The following is a 14,934-nucleotide window of genomic DNA, read 5'->3' on the forward strand; positions in this document are numbered from 1 at the left end:
ATTGATTAGGCGAGCATTGCGAGAGGCTTTTCGACCAGACGCTTGAACGCCTGCATCAGCTCCGCCCCGACCGCGCCGTCGACCGCGCGATGATCGAAGCTGCCGGTGGCGCTCATCACCGTCGCCATACCAAGCGCGTCGTCGACGATATGTGGCCGCTTCTCGCCCGCGCCGACCGCGAGGATCATCGCCTGGGGCGGATTGATTACGGCGTCGAACTGCTTGATGCCGTACATGCCGAGGTTGGAGATGGACGCCGTGCCGCCCTGATATTCATGGGGTTGCAGCTTGCCGTCCCGCGCCCGGGCGGCAAGGTCCTTCGCCTCCGTCGCGATCTGCGAAAGCCGCTTGTTCGCGGCGTCGGTGACGATCGGCGTGATAAGGCCGCCGGGGATGGCGACGGCCATGGAGATGTCCACCCGGCTGTATTTCAGCAGCGTATCGCCCGTAAAGGCGACATTGGCGTCGGGCACCTCGACCAGCGCGACCGCAAGCGCCTTTATGAGAAGATCGTTGACGGACAGCTTCACGCCCGTCTTTTCAAGCCCGGCGTTGAGTTCGGCGCGCAGCCTCAACAGCGCATCGAGATTGCAGTCCATCGTCAGGTAGAAGTGCGGCACCGTCTGCTTCGATTCGGTCAGGCGACGCGCAATCACCTTGCGCATGCTCGACAGCTTGATCACCTCATGCGGGATTTCGCCGCCGGCCGCTTCCGCCGGTGCGGGTGCCTGCCCGGCCGGGGCCGATGCGGCCTTGTCCACCGCAGCAGGCGATGCAGCAGCGCCTTCAAGGTCCGCCTTCACGACACGGCCGCCCGGCCCGGAGCCCTGGACCTTGCTCAGATCAATGCCGGATGCCTCGGCCAGCCGTTTGGCGAGCGGGCTGGCCTTGACGCGATCACCCTTTTGCGCGGGCGCGGCGGACGCCTTTTCCGGAGCGACCGACGATGCATCGGCAGCCTTGGCCACTTCCGGTTCCGGCCGGGGTTGCGGCGCGGCTTGCTTGCTTTCAGTCGCCTGCGCCTTCTCGGACTTTTCTGCTTTCGCGGGCTTTGAGGGAGCCGCCCCGGCGTCCTCACCTTCGGCCGCGAGAAGCGCGATCACCGTGCCGACCTTCACGCCATCGGCGCCTTCGGCCACTGCGAGGCTCACGATCATGCCTTCGTCGACCGCCTCGAACTCCATCGTCGCCTTGTCGGTCTCGATTTCCGCCAGCAGATCCCCGGACGCGACCTTGTCGCCCTCCTTCACCAGCCACTTGGCAAGCGTTCCCTCTTCCATCGTGGGGGACAGGGCTGGCATCTTGATTTCAATCGGCATTTCTTACTCCAGTGGATGCAGCGGCTTGCATCGATGACATGACCCGGATCAGGACCCGTTACACGGCGGCCAGCCGTATCTCGGCGCGGCGAATATCCTCAAGCGAAGCAAGCTCCACGCGATTCCGTCCCCCGCGCTTGGCGAGATAGAGCGCGTGGTCGGCGGCGACGTAGAGCCGCTCGAACACGGCCGAGAAAGACGCCGGCGCAACGGCAAGGCCGATGCTGATGGTGATGCCCCTGCCCGCGCCGAGCAGATCGGCGAAGCTCGCCCCGGCCAGCTGGCGGCGCACGCCGTCGGCATAGTTCATGGCGTCTACCGCGGCTTCGGGCGGGAGCACGACGGCGAACTCCTCTCCGCCGATCCGGCCCACCGGGTATCTGGAGCCGCATTGCTGCTCCAGCAGCTCGCCTATCCGCATCAGAACGCGATCGCCGATGTCATGGCCGAAGCCGTCGTTGACCTCCTTGAAGTGATCGACGTCGATCAGGACAAGGGCGGAGCCCATCTCCTTGCTCATGATGGCGCGCGCGCGATGGACCAGTCCTCTTCGGTTCAGCAGGCCGGTCAGCGGGTCGGTCTCGGCCAGCGACCGTAGCCGCTCGCTTTCCGCCCGGGCGGTGTCGCGCTCGCGCCGGATGCCGCTCAGGCGGACGGCCGCCGCCGCCGAGAGCAGCAGCGCCTGGAGGACCGTGGCGATGAAGATGTGCAGATGGGCGGCGATGCCAGGTCCAAAGGATGCATGACCTTGCAGGATGTTCAGCATCACCGCGAGGAACGGAAAGCTCCACCCCAGCGCATAGAGCGTGGCCGGCTTTCGCTCCCGCTTCAGCGCGCGAAGCAGCCCGACGGCGATCAGCAGCTGGGTGACGACAACCAGCGTCAGGACAATTCCGTCCACTGCGGGAAACAGGGCCGGGCCGGCATAGGTCGCGACCAGAGCCGCGCCCAAAAGCATGATCGCCAGCACACGCTGCGCGCGCTCCAGCCAGAAGGGCAGCTGACCTTCGCTGAAGAACTCGACGAAGAAGATGACGCCCATCGCCATGCCCGTCGCCGCGACGAAATAGGTGAATTGCGATACGTCCGCCGTCGCCATTCCGGGCGCGACATAATGGATCAGCCCCGTCCAGCCCAGCCCATAGGCCAGCATCGCGGTCATCCATGACAGGTAGATCAGCTGAAGCCTGTGACGGACCCCGCCCAGCAGCAGCAGGTTGTAGAGCATGCTTGCCGCCAGCGCGCCGCCGAATACCCCGCTCAGCAGCAGCCAGCTGTCATGGGCGCTTTTGACCGCAGGCTCCGCCGCCAGTTCGACCCGCTGCAACAGGCGCGACGCCGGCAGGCCGTCGACGCCGAGATAGATGGCGGTGATCGCGGACTCTCCGGCCGGAATGGGCAGGTGGACGTTGTTGCCCAGCAACCAGTTCCGCCCTAGCCCCGGCTCATCGAATGTCACGATCTGGGCTTCGCCCCGTTCGCGCTCGATCAGCAGCCGGGCGGAATCGAACCGGGTTTCATTGACCAGTATCGACCATGAGCCGTCGGATGTGCGGGCGGCGGGCGGCGGCTCCATCCGAAGCCACAGCCGGTCGCCCTTGTGGGGCTCTTCCCCACGGCAATGATAGTCGAGCTGCCGGACATATGACGGGGACACGCCCGCGTCCTGCGCCCCGGCCGCGGCGCAGGCGTCCGCCAGAAGATCAAAGCGGCCTGATTCCGCCCGTGCAGGACCGGTCCAGAGCACGAGCAGCAGAAGCGCCGGAATCAGCGCAGCAATCCGTGAGGCAGCACGGCCGAGCATCCCGAGGGACAGCTCGCGGGGCCTCACCTGTAGCAGACCTTCCGAACCGCCTCGACCACATCGTCGGCCTTCAGCAGCGCGGCCTTCTCAAGCTTGGCCGCATAGGGCAGCGGCACATCCTCGTTGGTGACGCGAAGGATCGGCGCGTCGAGGTCGTCGAACGCCCTTTCCATCGCAACCGCGCTGATCTCCGACGCGATCGAACAGACCGGCCAGCCTTCTTCCGCCACGACCATGCGGTTGGTCTTGGCGAGCGAAGCAAGCACAGTATCGTGATCGAGCGGCCGAAGCGTGCGCAGATCGATCACTTCCGCGTCGATGCCCTCTTCGGCCAGGCGCTCGGCCGCTTCCAGCGCAACGCCCACGCCGATCGAATAGCTGACCAGCGTGACGTCGCTGCCCTCGCGGACGATCTTGGCCTTGCCGATCGGAAGCACATAGTCATCGACCCTGGGCACGTCGAAGCTCTGCCCATAGAGCAGCTCGTTCTCCAGGAACACGACCGGGTCTTCGGACCGGATCGCCGCCTTCAACAGGCCCTTGGCGTCGGCGGCAGACCAGGGCGCGATCACGACCAGGCCCGGCACGCTCGCATACCAGGGGCCGTAATTCTGGCTGTGCTGCGCGCCAACGCGCGACGCCGCGCCATTGGGGCCGCGAAACACGACCGGGCAGCGCATCTGGCCGCCCGACATATAGTTGGTCTTGGCCGCCGAATTGATGATGTGATCGATCGCCTGCATGGCGAAGTTGAAGGTCATGAACTCCACGATCGGCCGCAGGCCGCCCATCGCCGCGCCGACGCCGATCCCTGCGAAGCCATATTCGGTGATCGGGGTGTCGATCACCCGCTTTTCGCCAAACTCATCGAGCAGGCCCTGGGTGACCTTGTAGGCCCCCTGATATTGGGCGACTTCTTCCCCCATCACGAACACGCGCTCGTCGGCGCGCATTTCCTCGGCCATCGCATCGCGCAGCGCTTCGCGAACGGTCGTGCGGACAAGCTCCGCCCCTTCGGCCAGCTGCGGCTCGGCGGCCGACGATGTCGCCTCGCTCGCGGCGGCGAGCGTCTGCGCGGCCGATTCGGCCTTGGCGGGCTTTGCGGATTCCGGTTCCGGAGCGGGGCCTTTTTCGGGTTCAGTCACCTTCTGCTTCCGCGCAGGCGATTTTTCCTTCGGAGCGGAGACGTCCTCACCCTCGGCGGCAATAAGCGCGATGACAGTGCCGACCTTCACGCCGTCCGTTCCCTCGGGAATGGCAATGTCGGCGATCGTGCCTTCGTCCACGGCCTCGAACTCCATCGTCGCCTTGTCGGTCTCGATCTCGGCGAGAATATCGCCGGAGGCGACCTTGTCCCCCGCCTTCACGAACCATTTGGCGATCGTTCCCTCCTCCATTGTGGGGGAGAGCGCGGGCATCTTGATTTCGATCGCCATCAGTAACGCTCCACCAGAACGTCGGTGTGCAATTCCGAAAGCTCCGGTTCCGGAGACGTTTCCGCGAAATCGGCTGCCTCTGCCACCTGTGCCCGAACCTCCTTCTCGATCTGCTTAAGCTCATCCTCGGACACGCCCGCTTCGGCCAGATCGCGCTTTGCATGTTCGATCGGATCGGACTTTTCGCGAACGGACTGAACCTCCTCGCGCGAGCGGTATTTCGCAGGATCGGACATGGAATGCCCGCGATAGCGATAGGTCTTCATCTCAAGCAGGATCGGCCCCTTGCCCGATCGCACCCATTCGACCGCCACTTCGGCCGCGCCGCGCACCGCAAGCACATCCATGCCGTCAATCTGGAGGCCAGGGATGCGGAAGCTCTCGCCCCGCCGGTAAAGCTGGTCCTCGGCGCTGGCGCGGTTCACGCTGGTGCCCATCGCATATTGGTTGTTCTCGATCACGAAGATGATCGGCAGCTTCCACAGCTCGGCCATGTTGAAGGCCTCGTAGACCTGGCCCTGATTGGCTGCGCCGTCGCCGAAATAGGCGACGCTGACCCCGCCGTCCCCGGCGTATTTGTGCTTGAACGCCAACCCCGCGCCGATCGGCACCTGCGCGCCGACGATGCCGTGCCCGCCGTAGAACCCGTGCTCCACCGAGAACATGTGCATCGAGCCGCCCTTGCCGCGCGAAATGCCGGCGGCGCGGCCGGTGAGTTCGGACATGATGACCTTGGGGTCGATGCCATAGGCCAGCATATGGCCATGGTCGCGATAACCGGTGACGACGCTGTCCTTGCCGACCGTGAGCGCCGACTGCAAACCCACCGCGACCGCTTCCTGACCGATGTAGAGGTGGCAGAAGCCGCCGATCAGCCCAAGCCCGTAGAGCTGCCCGGCCTTCTCCTCGAACCGGCGGATGAGAAGCATCTGCCGGTAGAGATCAACCAGCTCCTGCTTGCTCGCCTTGTACCTATCTGGTTCGTCTGGCCGTTCGCGATTGGTTGCTGGAGGGGCCGGGGAACGGCTTGCGCGCTTGGGCGCCGGGGTTTTTCGGGAACGAGCGGGAGACGGGGGTTTCGCCACGATCGACGCCACCTTTCAGCACAGCGAGGAAGACACAAGCCCCCTATAGCCGCCCTCTCCGGCAAATATCAACGCAATGTACGAAAGCCGACGAACAAAGTCAGCCGAGCGGGATCACCACTTCGTCAGGACGAACCACGCCCAGATTCTTGCGGACCAGTTCATCGGCCAGGTCCGGGTCGACCTTGCGCGGATTGAGCAGCCGGGCGCGCTGCTCCAGCTTCTTGCGCTCACCATCCAGGTGAGCGAGCCGAGTTTCAAGCTCCGTCCGTTCGGCCGTGTAGCCACCCCAGGCGAGCAGCCCCGACGGCCCGATGATCGCGTGATAGGCGAAATAGCCGATGAACGCGACGCAAAGCGCGGGCACCACCGCGCTCCGCGCCATATTCAGCAAGCTTCCGTTTCTGCCCATGGCGCCGATTGAATCAGAGCTTCTGTCCCATATCAAGCCTATTATCGGGAAAAGATGCTATTTCCCGCATATGTGGCCGCGGTGCCCAGTTCTTCCTCGATGCGGATGAGCTGGTTGTACTTTGCCAGCCGGTCCGACCGGGCGAGCGAGCCGGTCTTGATCTGTCCGCAGTTGGTGGCGACGGCAAGATCGGCGATGGTCGAATCCTCCGTCTCGCCCGACCGATGCGACATCACCGCCGTATACCGCGCGCGATGTGCCGTCTCGACCGCCTCCAGCGTCTCGCTGAGCGTCCCGATCTGATTGACCTTGACGAGCAGCGAATTGGCGAGGCCACGGCCGATGCCGTCGCGCAGCCGCGCCGGATTGGTGACGAAAAGATCGTCGCCCACAAGCTGCACCTTGCTGCCGATTCGGTCGGTGAGCAGCTTCCAGCCATCGAAATCATCCTCGGCCATGCCGTCCTCGATCGACATGATCGGATAGCGGTCGCAAAGCTCGGCGAGATATTCCGCCATTTCGGCCGAAGTGAGAGTCCTGCCCTCGCCCGTCATCTCATAGCGGCCGTTCTTGAAGAACTCGGTGGAGGCGCAGTCCAGCGCAAGCACCACCTCCTCGCCCGGCTTGTAGCCCGCCCGCTCGATGGATTTCATCACGAAGTCCAGACCGTCGGTCGTGCTCGCAAGCTTGGGCGCAAAGCCCCCCTCGTCACCCACAGAGGTGGAAAGCCCGGCGTCGGCCAGGTCCTTCTTGAGCGTATGGAAAATCTCAGCGCCCCAGCGCACCGCCTCGGCGATGCTGTCCGCGCCGACCGGCATCACCATGAACTCCTGGAAATCGATGGGGTTGTCGGCATGTGCGCCGCCGTTGACGATATTCATCATCGGCACCGGCAGGGTGCGCGCCGACACGCCGCCGACATAGCGATAAAGCGGCAGGCCCCGGGCATCGGCGGCCGCCTTTGCGACGGCCAGGCTGACCCCCAGCAGGGCATTCGCGCCCAGCCGCGACTTGTTGGGCGTGCCGTCCAGCTCGATCAGCGTGGCGTCCAGATCTTCCTGGTCTTCGGCCTCCAGCCCGATGATCGCCTCGGCGATTTCGGAATTGACCGCCTCGACTGCCTTCAGGACTCCCTTGCCGAGATAGCGCGCCTTGTCGCCGTCGCGCATCTCGACCGCTTCATGCGCGCCCGTGGACGCGCCCGAGGGCACCGCCGCGCGGCCGAAGCTGCCGTCTTCCAGCAGGATATCGACCTCGATCGTCGGATTTCCTCGACTGTCGAGAATCTCGCGGCCATGGATGTCGATGATGGCGGTCATTGAATATCCTTCCGGGTATGTCATCTTAATATGTGGCAGCGCGATAGCGGGCGGCGGAATAAAGGGCAACCGCGCATCCGTCTCAACTTCGCGGCCACCAAAAAACCGGAACGCACGGGCCGCTGATCGGTTACAGTGCTGACGTCCACTCAAGAACCTGGAGTGCAAAGATGAACCAGACAACGCTTTCACCAGAGCCGGGAACCTCTTCCGCAACTCCCACGGCCGCCGACATCAAGCTTGACGACGGCGCGGACACCAGTTCGTCGAAGGCGGGCACCCGCGACAAGATCTCCGCCGAAGCGCAGAAGCTGAAGGGCAAGGCCGGCGAAAAGGCATCCGAATACGCGGCCGTCGGGAAGGAAAAGGCATCCGATGCGCTGGACGGGCTGTCCAGGCTTCTTCAGGATGCAGCGGTCTCGGTGGACCAGCGGCTGGGCGAGAATTACGGACAATATGCGCGCAAGACCGCGGATGCGATTTCCGGCGCCGCCGCTTCCCTCCGCGAGAAGGACCTGAACGAGGTTGCCGAAAGCACCCGGGAGTTCGTCCGTAAAAGTCCGGTGATTGCCGTTGGCGCGGCGGCTGCCGTCGGTTTCGTCCTGGCGCGGCTGTTGGGCGGTAGCGGCGGCAATGACAAGGACTGACACGGTCGCGCCACCAGAACCCCTGACCGACGATGCGCCGTTCGAGACCGTAACCGAAGACGAGGCTGCGCCTGATCCGGGACTGGGCGACCTGTTCCGGAACATGCTCCAGAATGTCCGCTCTTTTGCAGACGCGAAGATCGATCTGGTGCGGGCGATATGCCTCGCCAGGCTGAAAGCGGTGCAGGCATCGGCGATCGCGCTTGTGGCGGCCGCCCTGCTGTGCCTGTCGGCGCTGACCGCCCTTCTGGTCGGGCTCGTGATGGCCTTGGGACCGATCATCGGTCCCTTTGTCGCTACCTTTGCGGTAAGCCTCGGCGCGCTGGCTGTTGGGGCGATCCTCGCCATTTACGCCGCCGGGCGTCTCAAGGCCGAATTCTCCGCGCCGATCATGGATGAAACGCGCGAGCCTCAGGAGAGTTATGGTCATGACCCGGCACAGTGAAATCGCCGAGGCACAGGCACGGGCGGCGCTTGCTCGGCAGGAGTTGAACGGCTCCGTCAATGCACTGGTGTCGCGCATCAAGCCATCGGGGCTGGCGCACCAGGCGTTTTCGGGCGCGCGCAAGGCGGGCTGGGTTTCGGTGGCGTTTCGGGTCTATCGCTATCGCGCGACGGCGCTGACCGTTCTGGGCCTTATCGCCAATCTCAAGGCCCGGAAAAAGCGCAAGGCGGCCGAGCAGGAGGCGACAGCCGCGCGACGCGAGGCCGACAGGGCACGGAGTATGGCTCTTTTTTCGCCGTTCCTTTCGCGGCGCGGCAGAAGCGAACGGCAGCGCAAATCGGGTAGAGGAGTATCGACGATGACGAACAGCTTGAAGGAATCCGCTGAAATCACGCGCGAACGCATCCGCGCGGCCGCCGATTCAGCGTCGGAGCGGGCGGCGCATGTCCGCGAAACCGCAGGCGAGCGGGCGAACTCCGCCTATTCCTATGCCAGGGAGCGCGGCAGCCGGATCGTTGATCGGGTAAGGGAAAGGCCCGTAACCGCGATCATCGGCGGACTGGCGGTCGGCGTGCTTGCAGCCGCCCTTATCCCCGCCCTGCGGAACCGCTCCGTCCGGGCAGGTCATGCAGCCTCGGACGCGCTCGGCCGCTACCGCGAGCGGGCGACCGGCACGTTGCACGACATCAGCGGTCGGCTGGACGAGCTGGGCGTCAACCGCGAACACGCCCGGGAGACGTTGGACAAGGCGTGGACGGCAGCCAGTGACGTGAGCGCAATCGCCACATCGGCGGCCCGCGACGCGCTGCACAGGATCAGAAAAGACTTCTGAACCGCGCGTTCAACCGTTATTCACGCGCCTTTGCTAATCTGTCCAGAATGCGGATCGTAATTCCGCGTTACGTTGGAGTAATGAATGCGATCGATCCTGAAAGCTTCCCTGCTTGCGTTGGCCGCGGCGTCCGTCCCGGCTGTGGCTGTTGTTGCTCCCGCCCATGCGCAGACCGCATCGTCCCAGGCCGCCGGGCAATTCGTCGACCAGCTCGCCGACAGGGCCTTTGCGATATTGAGGGACAAGTCGCTCAGCCGGGACGAGGCGCGGCGGCAGTTCCGCGCAATGCTGAAGCAGCATGTCGCGGTGAAGCAGGTGGGAGACCGGCTGATCCGATCGCACCGCTCGCAGGTGTCGCCGCAGCAATATGCCGCATATAGCGCCGCCTTCCCCGATTATGTCGTCGGCACCTATGCCGACAGGCTTTATGATTATGCCAACGCCGATCTGACGATCGTCCGGGTGCAGCCGGTGGGAAGCGGATATGCGGTGTTCTCCCGCGTGACGCAGCCGGGCCAGTCGCGGCCGTTCGAGGCGATCTGGTCGGTGATGAAGATCGGCGACAAGTTCCAGATCACAAACCTGACGGTGGCCGGGGTCAACCTTGCGCTTACCCAGGAAGCCGACTTCCGCAGCGTCATCCAGCGCAACGGCTTTGACGCCCTGGTCCGGTTCATGGAATCGAAAAAGAGCTAAAGCTGGCGTTACCGCCTTGAACTCCTGCGGCCTTACCGCCTAGTGAGCCGCTTCGGTATCAAGGAAGTTATCAATGGCGGACAGCAAGCTGCATCTCGTTTTCGGCGGACGTGTGACCGACCCCCAGGGTCTGGATTTTGTCGATCTCGACAAGCTGGACGTGGTCGGGATCTTTCCCGACTACAGGTCCGCCGAAGAAGCCTGGCGCAGCAGCGCGCAGCGGACGGTCGACGATGCCGAAATGCGCTATGTCATCGTCCACCTTCATCGCCTGCTCGATCCAGAACCCAATCTGAAGGCGTGACAGGCGGCGGAGGTCAGGCGCGCAGGGTCGCCAGCGGCTTTGCGAGCACCAGACCGGCGATGAACCCGCCAATGTGCGCCCAGATCGCGATGCCGCCCTGGGGACCGTTCAAAACGAGCCCGATCAAAAGCTGAAGGCCGATCCACGCCGCGGCGAGCCACAACACGGTCCGGGTTTCGGACGACAGGAACCGGCCGCTGGGCGCGGTGCGATTTCCGAAATAGATGGCATAGGCGCCGAGGACCGCGGACACGGCGCCGCTTGCGCCGATCACCGGGACGGTCGATTCCGGAGAGACGATATATTCGGCAAAAGCCGCCGCATAGGCGCCGGCGACATACAGGATGAGCAGCCGGCCGGAGCCCAGCACCCCTTCCACCATCCGCCCGAGATAGTAGAACATCACCATGTTGAAGCCCAGATGGGCGATCGACCCATGCAGCAGCGTCGCGGTGATGGGCGTCAGGATGATCGGAAACCCGCCGGGCACGGTGATTGTGCCGGAGATGCGCGCCGGAACCAGGCCCGCCATATAGGCATAGGCTTCCCTCGCCCCGGAACCGGAGACGAAGAGGAGAACGAAGGCCGCAATGGTGGCCCATGCGATCCCCTGCGTCACACGCGGCGCAGGCAACATCAGACCGCTATCCGGCGTCAGATGAACTCGAGCTTCGCGATCTGGTAATAGCGGTCGCCCGACGGAGTGGAGACTTCCACATCATCGCCCACCTGGCGGCCGATCAGGGCGCGCCCGAGCGGCGACAGATAGGAGATGCGGCCGATCTTCGCGTCGGCTTCGGTATGGCCCACGATCTGGTACTTCACCGGCTTGTCGTCCTCGTCGAGCAGGTGGACGGTCGCGCCGAACACCACCTTGTCGCCGCTGAGCATCGTCGGATCGATCACCTGCGCGCGCGACAGGCTGTTCTCGATGTCGGCGATCATCGCCTCGACCTGGCCCTGCCGCTCCTTGGCGGCATGATATTCGGCATTTTCCGACAGGTCGCCATGCGCGCGCGCTTCCTCGATCGCTTCCACGATCGAAGGACGTTCAACCGTCCGCAGACGATGAAGCTCCTCCGTCAGCCTTGCGTGGCCCTCAGCGAGCATTGGCACCTTTTCGACCGTAGCCATCTCAATCCTTTCGTCCGCAACCGCCAAAACTGCCCTCCGCCCCAACGCGGGGCGCACATCAGCAGCAATGCAGGAAATCTATGCGTCGATCGATGAATAGTAAGACTGGAGCGACCTGACTTCAAGGGTCTCGCCTCTGAGAGCCTCTATCGCCTGCGCCGCAGCGAGACTTGCCGCCGCCGTGGTGAAATAGGGCACCTTGCCGTAAAGCGCCGACGCCCGGATCGACTGGCTGTCCTGCAGCGACCGCCAACCCTCGGTGGTGTTGAAGATCAGGGCGACCTGGCCGTCCTTGATCTTGTCGACGATATGCGGCCGCCCCTGCTGAACCTTGTTCACCCGCTCCACCTGCAAGCCCTGGCCCAGCAGATAATCGGCGGTGCCCTGGGTGGCGATGACGCCAAAGCCCAACTCCAGCAGCTTGGCGACGGCGGGCACGATATGCGTCTTGTCGCTGTCCTTGACCGATACGAACGCCGTGCCCTGGGTGGGCAGCATCGTGCCGCCGCCGATCTGCGCCTTGGCGAACGCCGTCGCGAAATCGCGGTCGATTCCCATGACCTCGCCGGTCGAGCGCATCTCCGGCCCAAGCACCGGATCGACGCCGGGGAAACGGGCGAAGGGAAAAACCGCTTCCTTTACAGCTATATGGCCAAAGTTGCTGTAATCGACTGCAAGGTCGGGGAAGGACGAGAGCGCCTCTCCGGCCATCACGCGCGCCGCGACCTTGGCGATCGGGCGGCCGGTCGCCTTTGCGACGAAGGGCACGGTCCGGCTGGCGCGGGGGTTCACCTCGATCAGATAGACCTCGCCATCCTTCACCGCGAACTGGACGTTCATCAGCCCGCGCACTTCAAGAGCTCTGGCAAGAGCATCCGCCTGACGCTTGATTTCAGAGACAATTTCTGCACTCAGGCTGTAGGGCGGCAGGGTGCATGCGCTGTCGCCGGAATGGACGCCCGCTTCCTCGATGTGCTGGAGCACGCCCGCGACGACGACGGTTTCGCCATCGGCCAGTGCATCGACATCTACCTCGATCGCGTCGCGCAGATAGCGATCGATCAGCACCGGGCTGTCGCCCGACACCTGCACCGCGAACTGGATGTAATTGTCGAGCTGCTCGGCGTCCTCGACGATCTCCATGGCGCGGCCGCCAAGCACATAGCTTGGCCGCATCAGTACCGGATAGCCGATGCGCTCGGCGACGGCCAGGGCCTCCTCGCGCGACCGGGCGATGCCGTTGGCGGGCTGTTTCAGTCCCAGCCGCTCGATAAGGGCGGCGAAGCGCTCCCGGTCTTCGGCAAGGTCGATCGCATCGGGGCTGGTGCCAAGGATGGGAATGCCCGCATCCTCGATCTCCTGCGCCAGCTTGAGCGGCGTCTGCCCGCCGAACTGCACGATCACGCCCAGCAATGTGCCCCGTGATTGCTCCAGCTTCAGTATCTCAAGCACGTCCTCGGCGGTCAGCGGCTCGAAATAGAGGCGGTCGGAGGTGTCATAATCGGTGGAGACGGTCTCGGGGTTGCAGTTGACCATGATCGTCTCGAACCCGGCCTCGTCCAGCGCGAAGCAGGCGTGGCAGCAGCAATAGTCGAACTCGATCCCCTGGCCGATGCGATTCGGTCCGCCACCCAGGATGACCACCTTCTTGCGGTCGCTGATCCCGGCCTCGCATTCGGCCTCGCCGAAGCTGGGCGCTTCATAGGTGGAATACATATAGGGCGTCTTCGCCTCGAACTCGGCCGCGCAGGTGTCTATGCGCTTGAAGACGGGGCGGACGCCCAGCTTGTGACGAAGCGCGCGCACCTCTTTCTCGGTGATGCCGCCCGTCATCGCCTTTACCGCATCATGGACGATGCCCGATCCGCGCGCCTGTGCGCGTGCGTTCAGATGATTGTCGCCATTGCGGAGATTGGCGGATTTGAGCGCAAGCTGCGCCAGCCGCTTGTCGGAAAAGCCCATCGCCTTCAGCCGCCTGAGCCCCGCCGCATCGTTGGGCAGGCCATTTTCGATCACGCCCCGCTCCGCCGCCACGATCTCGGCAAAGCGCTCCAGAAACCAGGGGTCGTAATGGGTGAAGTTCTGCACTTCGGCCACGGTGAAGCCCTCGCGCAGCGCCTGCACGGCGACCAGAAGCCGGTCCGGCGTGGGCCTTACAAGCTCCGCCTCTATCGCAGCGCGCGACGCGCCTTCCAGCGGCTGATAATCGTCAAAGCCGCACAAGCCCGTCTCCAGACCCCGCAGCGCCTTCTGCATGCTTTCGTGGATCGAGCGGCCGATCGCCATCACCTCGCCGACCGATTTCATGGCCGTGGTCAGAAGCGGCTCCGCGCCCTTGAACTTTTCAAACGCAAAACGCGGAATCTTGGTGACGACATAATCGATCGTCGGCTCGAACGAGGCGGGCGTCGCGCCGGTGATGTCGTTCTGGATCTCGTCCAGCGTATAGCCGACCGCCAGCTTCGCCGCGACCTTGGCGATCGGGAAGCCGGTCGCCTTGGATGCAAGCGCGGACGACCGCGAGACGCGCGGGTTCATCTCGATCACGACCAGCCGCCCGTCCTTGGGATTGACTGCGAACTGTACGTTCGAACCGCCTGTTTCCACGCCGATTTCACGCAGGACCGCGATGCTCGCGTTCCGCATGATCTGATATTCCTTGTCGGTGAGCGTGAGCGCGGGCGCGACGGTGATGCTGTCCCCCGTGTGGACGCCCATCGGATCGACATTCTCGATCGAGCAGACGATGATGGCATTGTCGTTCCTGTCGCGGACGACCTCCATCTCATATTCTTTCCAGCCGAGAAGCGACTCCTCGATCAGCACCTCCGTGGTGGGCGAGGCATCAAGCCCGCCGGTCACGATGCGGACGAAATCTTCCTTGTTGTAGGCGACGCCGCCGCCGGTGCCGCCAAGGGTGAAGCTGGGGCGGATGATCGCCGGAAGGCCGGTAAATTCAAGCGCCGCAAGCGCCTCCTCCAGCGAATGGGCGATGCGCGAGCGCGCCGATTCCAGCCCGATCCTGTCCATCGCGTCGCGGAACTTGAGCCGGTCCTCGGCCTTGTCGATGGCCTCGGCGTCCGCGCCGATCAGCTTGACGCCGAACTTGTCGAGCGTGCCGTCCCTCGCAAGCGCCAGCGCGGTGTTGAGCGCCGTCTGCCCGCCCATGGTCGGAAGCACGGCGTCAGGCCGTTCCTTCTCGATGATCTTCGCGACGATCTCGGGCGTGATCGGCTCCACATAGGTCGCGTCCGCCAACTCCGGATCGGTCATGATCGTCGCCGGATTGGAATTGACGAGGACGATCCGATAGCCCTCCTCGCGCAGCGCCTTGCACGCCTGCGTGCCCGAATAATCGAACTCGCACGCCTGGCCGATGACGATCGGCCCCGCGCCGATGATAAGGATGGTGGAGATGTCTGTTCTTTTAGGCATTTGGGGTTGCACCATGTGTACCCTCTCCCCTTGTGCGGGAGAGGGTCGACGCGATAGCGTCGGGGT

14 protein-coding genes are annotated in these 14,934 nt (G+C 64.2%); 5 read left to right on the forward strand and 9 right to left on the reverse strand.

Features of this window, described 5'->3' with window-relative positions; all coding sequences use genetic code 11:
- Window positions 1-5: 5 nt before the first annotated feature.
- The 6 genes from BSL82_RS06250 to eno form a co-directional block, all read right to left on the reverse strand.
- The gene (locus BSL82_RS06250; RefSeq protein ID WP_072596512.1) at window positions 6-1,319 is read right to left on the reverse strand and encodes a pyruvate dehydrogenase complex dihydrolipoamide acetyltransferase; all 1,314 of its coding nucleotides are present in this window, start codon (window positions 1,317-1,319) and stop codon (window positions 6-8) included.
- Between the two features lie 58 nt (window positions 1,320-1,377).
- A complete protein-coding gene (locus BSL82_RS06255; RefSeq protein ID WP_072596513.1) occupies window positions 1,378-3,150 on the reverse strand; it encodes a GGDEF domain-containing protein in 1,773 nt (590 codons plus the stop codon).
- A complete protein-coding gene (locus BSL82_RS06260) occupies window positions 3,147-4,559 on the reverse strand; it encodes a pyruvate dehydrogenase complex E1 component subunit beta (RefSeq protein WP_072596514.1) in 1,413 nt (470 codons plus the stop codon). Before BSL82_RS06260 ends, BSL82_RS06255 begins: the two co-directional genes overlap by 4 nt.
- The gene (pdhA, locus tag BSL82_RS06265) at window positions 4,559-5,644 is read right to left on the reverse strand and encodes a pyruvate dehydrogenase (acetyl-transferring) E1 component subunit alpha (RefSeq protein WP_072598631.1); all 1,086 of its coding nucleotides are present in this window, start codon (window positions 5,642-5,644) and stop codon (window positions 4,559-4,561) included. Before pdhA ends, BSL82_RS06260 begins: the two co-directional genes overlap by 1 nt.
- Window positions 5,645-5,744: 100 nt before the next feature.
- Entirely contained in the window at window positions 5,745-6,056 is a 312-nt protein-coding gene (locus tag BSL82_RS06270; protein WP_072598632.1) for an FtsB family cell division protein, read from the reverse strand.
- 41 nt (window positions 6,057-6,097) lie between these two features.
- A complete protein-coding gene (eno, locus tag BSL82_RS06275; RefSeq protein WP_072596515.1) occupies window positions 6,098-7,375 on the reverse strand; it encodes a phosphopyruvate hydratase in 1,278 nt (425 codons plus the stop codon).
- 170 nt (window positions 7,376-7,545) lie between these two features.
- On the opposite strand from eno, the gene BSL82_RS06280 reads away from it, so the two are divergent.
- The 5 genes from BSL82_RS06280 to BSL82_RS06300 all read left to right on the forward strand — a co-directional run bounded on the left by BSL82_RS06280 (window position 7,546) and on the right by BSL82_RS06300 (window position 10,299).
- On the forward strand, window positions 7,546-8,022 hold the full coding sequence (locus tag BSL82_RS06280) for a hypothetical protein (RefSeq protein ID WP_072596516.1): 477 nt from the start codon (window positions 7,546-7,548) through the stop codon (window positions 8,020-8,022).
- Window positions 8,009-8,467, forward strand: coding sequence for a phage holin family protein (locus BSL82_RS06285; protein ID WP_072596517.1), 459 nt, complete (start codon window positions 8,009-8,011; stop codon window positions 8,465-8,467). The genes BSL82_RS06280 and BSL82_RS06285 overlap by 14 nt, the downstream gene beginning before the upstream one ends.
- A complete protein-coding gene (locus tag BSL82_RS06290) occupies window positions 8,451-9,299 on the forward strand; it encodes a hypothetical protein (RefSeq protein WP_158010723.1) in 849 nt (282 codons plus the stop codon). Before BSL82_RS06285 ends, BSL82_RS06290 begins: the two co-directional genes overlap by 17 nt.
- Window positions 9,300-9,383: 84 nt before the next feature.
- Window positions 9,384-9,995: an MlaC/ttg2D family ABC transporter substrate-binding protein gene (locus BSL82_RS06295; protein WP_072596519.1), complete on the forward strand. Its 612-nt coding sequence runs from the start codon at window positions 9,384-9,386 to the stop codon at window positions 9,993-9,995.
- Between the two features lie 73 nt (window positions 9,996-10,068).
- Entirely contained in the window at window positions 10,069-10,299 is a 231-nt protein-coding gene (locus BSL82_RS06300) for a DUF4170 domain-containing protein (protein WP_072596520.1), read from the forward strand.
- 13 nt (window positions 10,300-10,312) lie between these two features.
- Here the strand turns inward: BSL82_RS06300 and BSL82_RS06305 are convergent, their stop codons facing one another.
- From BSL82_RS06305 to carB, 3 genes are all read right to left on the reverse strand, one after another.
- Window positions 10,313-10,936 carry a rhomboid family intramembrane serine protease gene (locus BSL82_RS06305; RefSeq protein WP_083579075.1) on the reverse strand — a complete coding sequence of 208 codons (624 nt, stop codon included), beginning with the start codon at window positions 10,934-10,936 and terminating at the stop codon, window positions 10,313-10,315.
- A gap of 17 nt (window positions 10,937-10,953) precedes the next feature.
- Complete coding sequence (greA, locus tag BSL82_RS06310) at window positions 10,954-11,433, reverse strand: transcription elongation factor GreA (RefSeq protein WP_072598633.1); 480 nt, start codon at window positions 11,431-11,433, stop codon at window positions 10,954-10,956.
- 78 nt (window positions 11,434-11,511) lie between these two features.
- Window positions 11,512-14,868 (reverse strand): carbamoyl-phosphate synthase large subunit, encoded by a 3,357-nt coding sequence (gene carB / locus BSL82_RS06315; protein WP_072596522.1) that lies wholly within the window; start codon window positions 14,866-14,868, stop codon window positions 11,512-11,514.
- Between the last annotated feature and the right edge of the window lie 66 nt (window positions 14,869-14,934).

It is taken from the genome of Tardibacter chloracetimidivorans (genome assembly GCF_001890385.1).
Taxonomy (GTDB): Bacteria; Pseudomonadota; Alphaproteobacteria; order Sphingomonadales; family Sphingomonadaceae; genus Tardibacter; species Tardibacter chloracetimidivorans.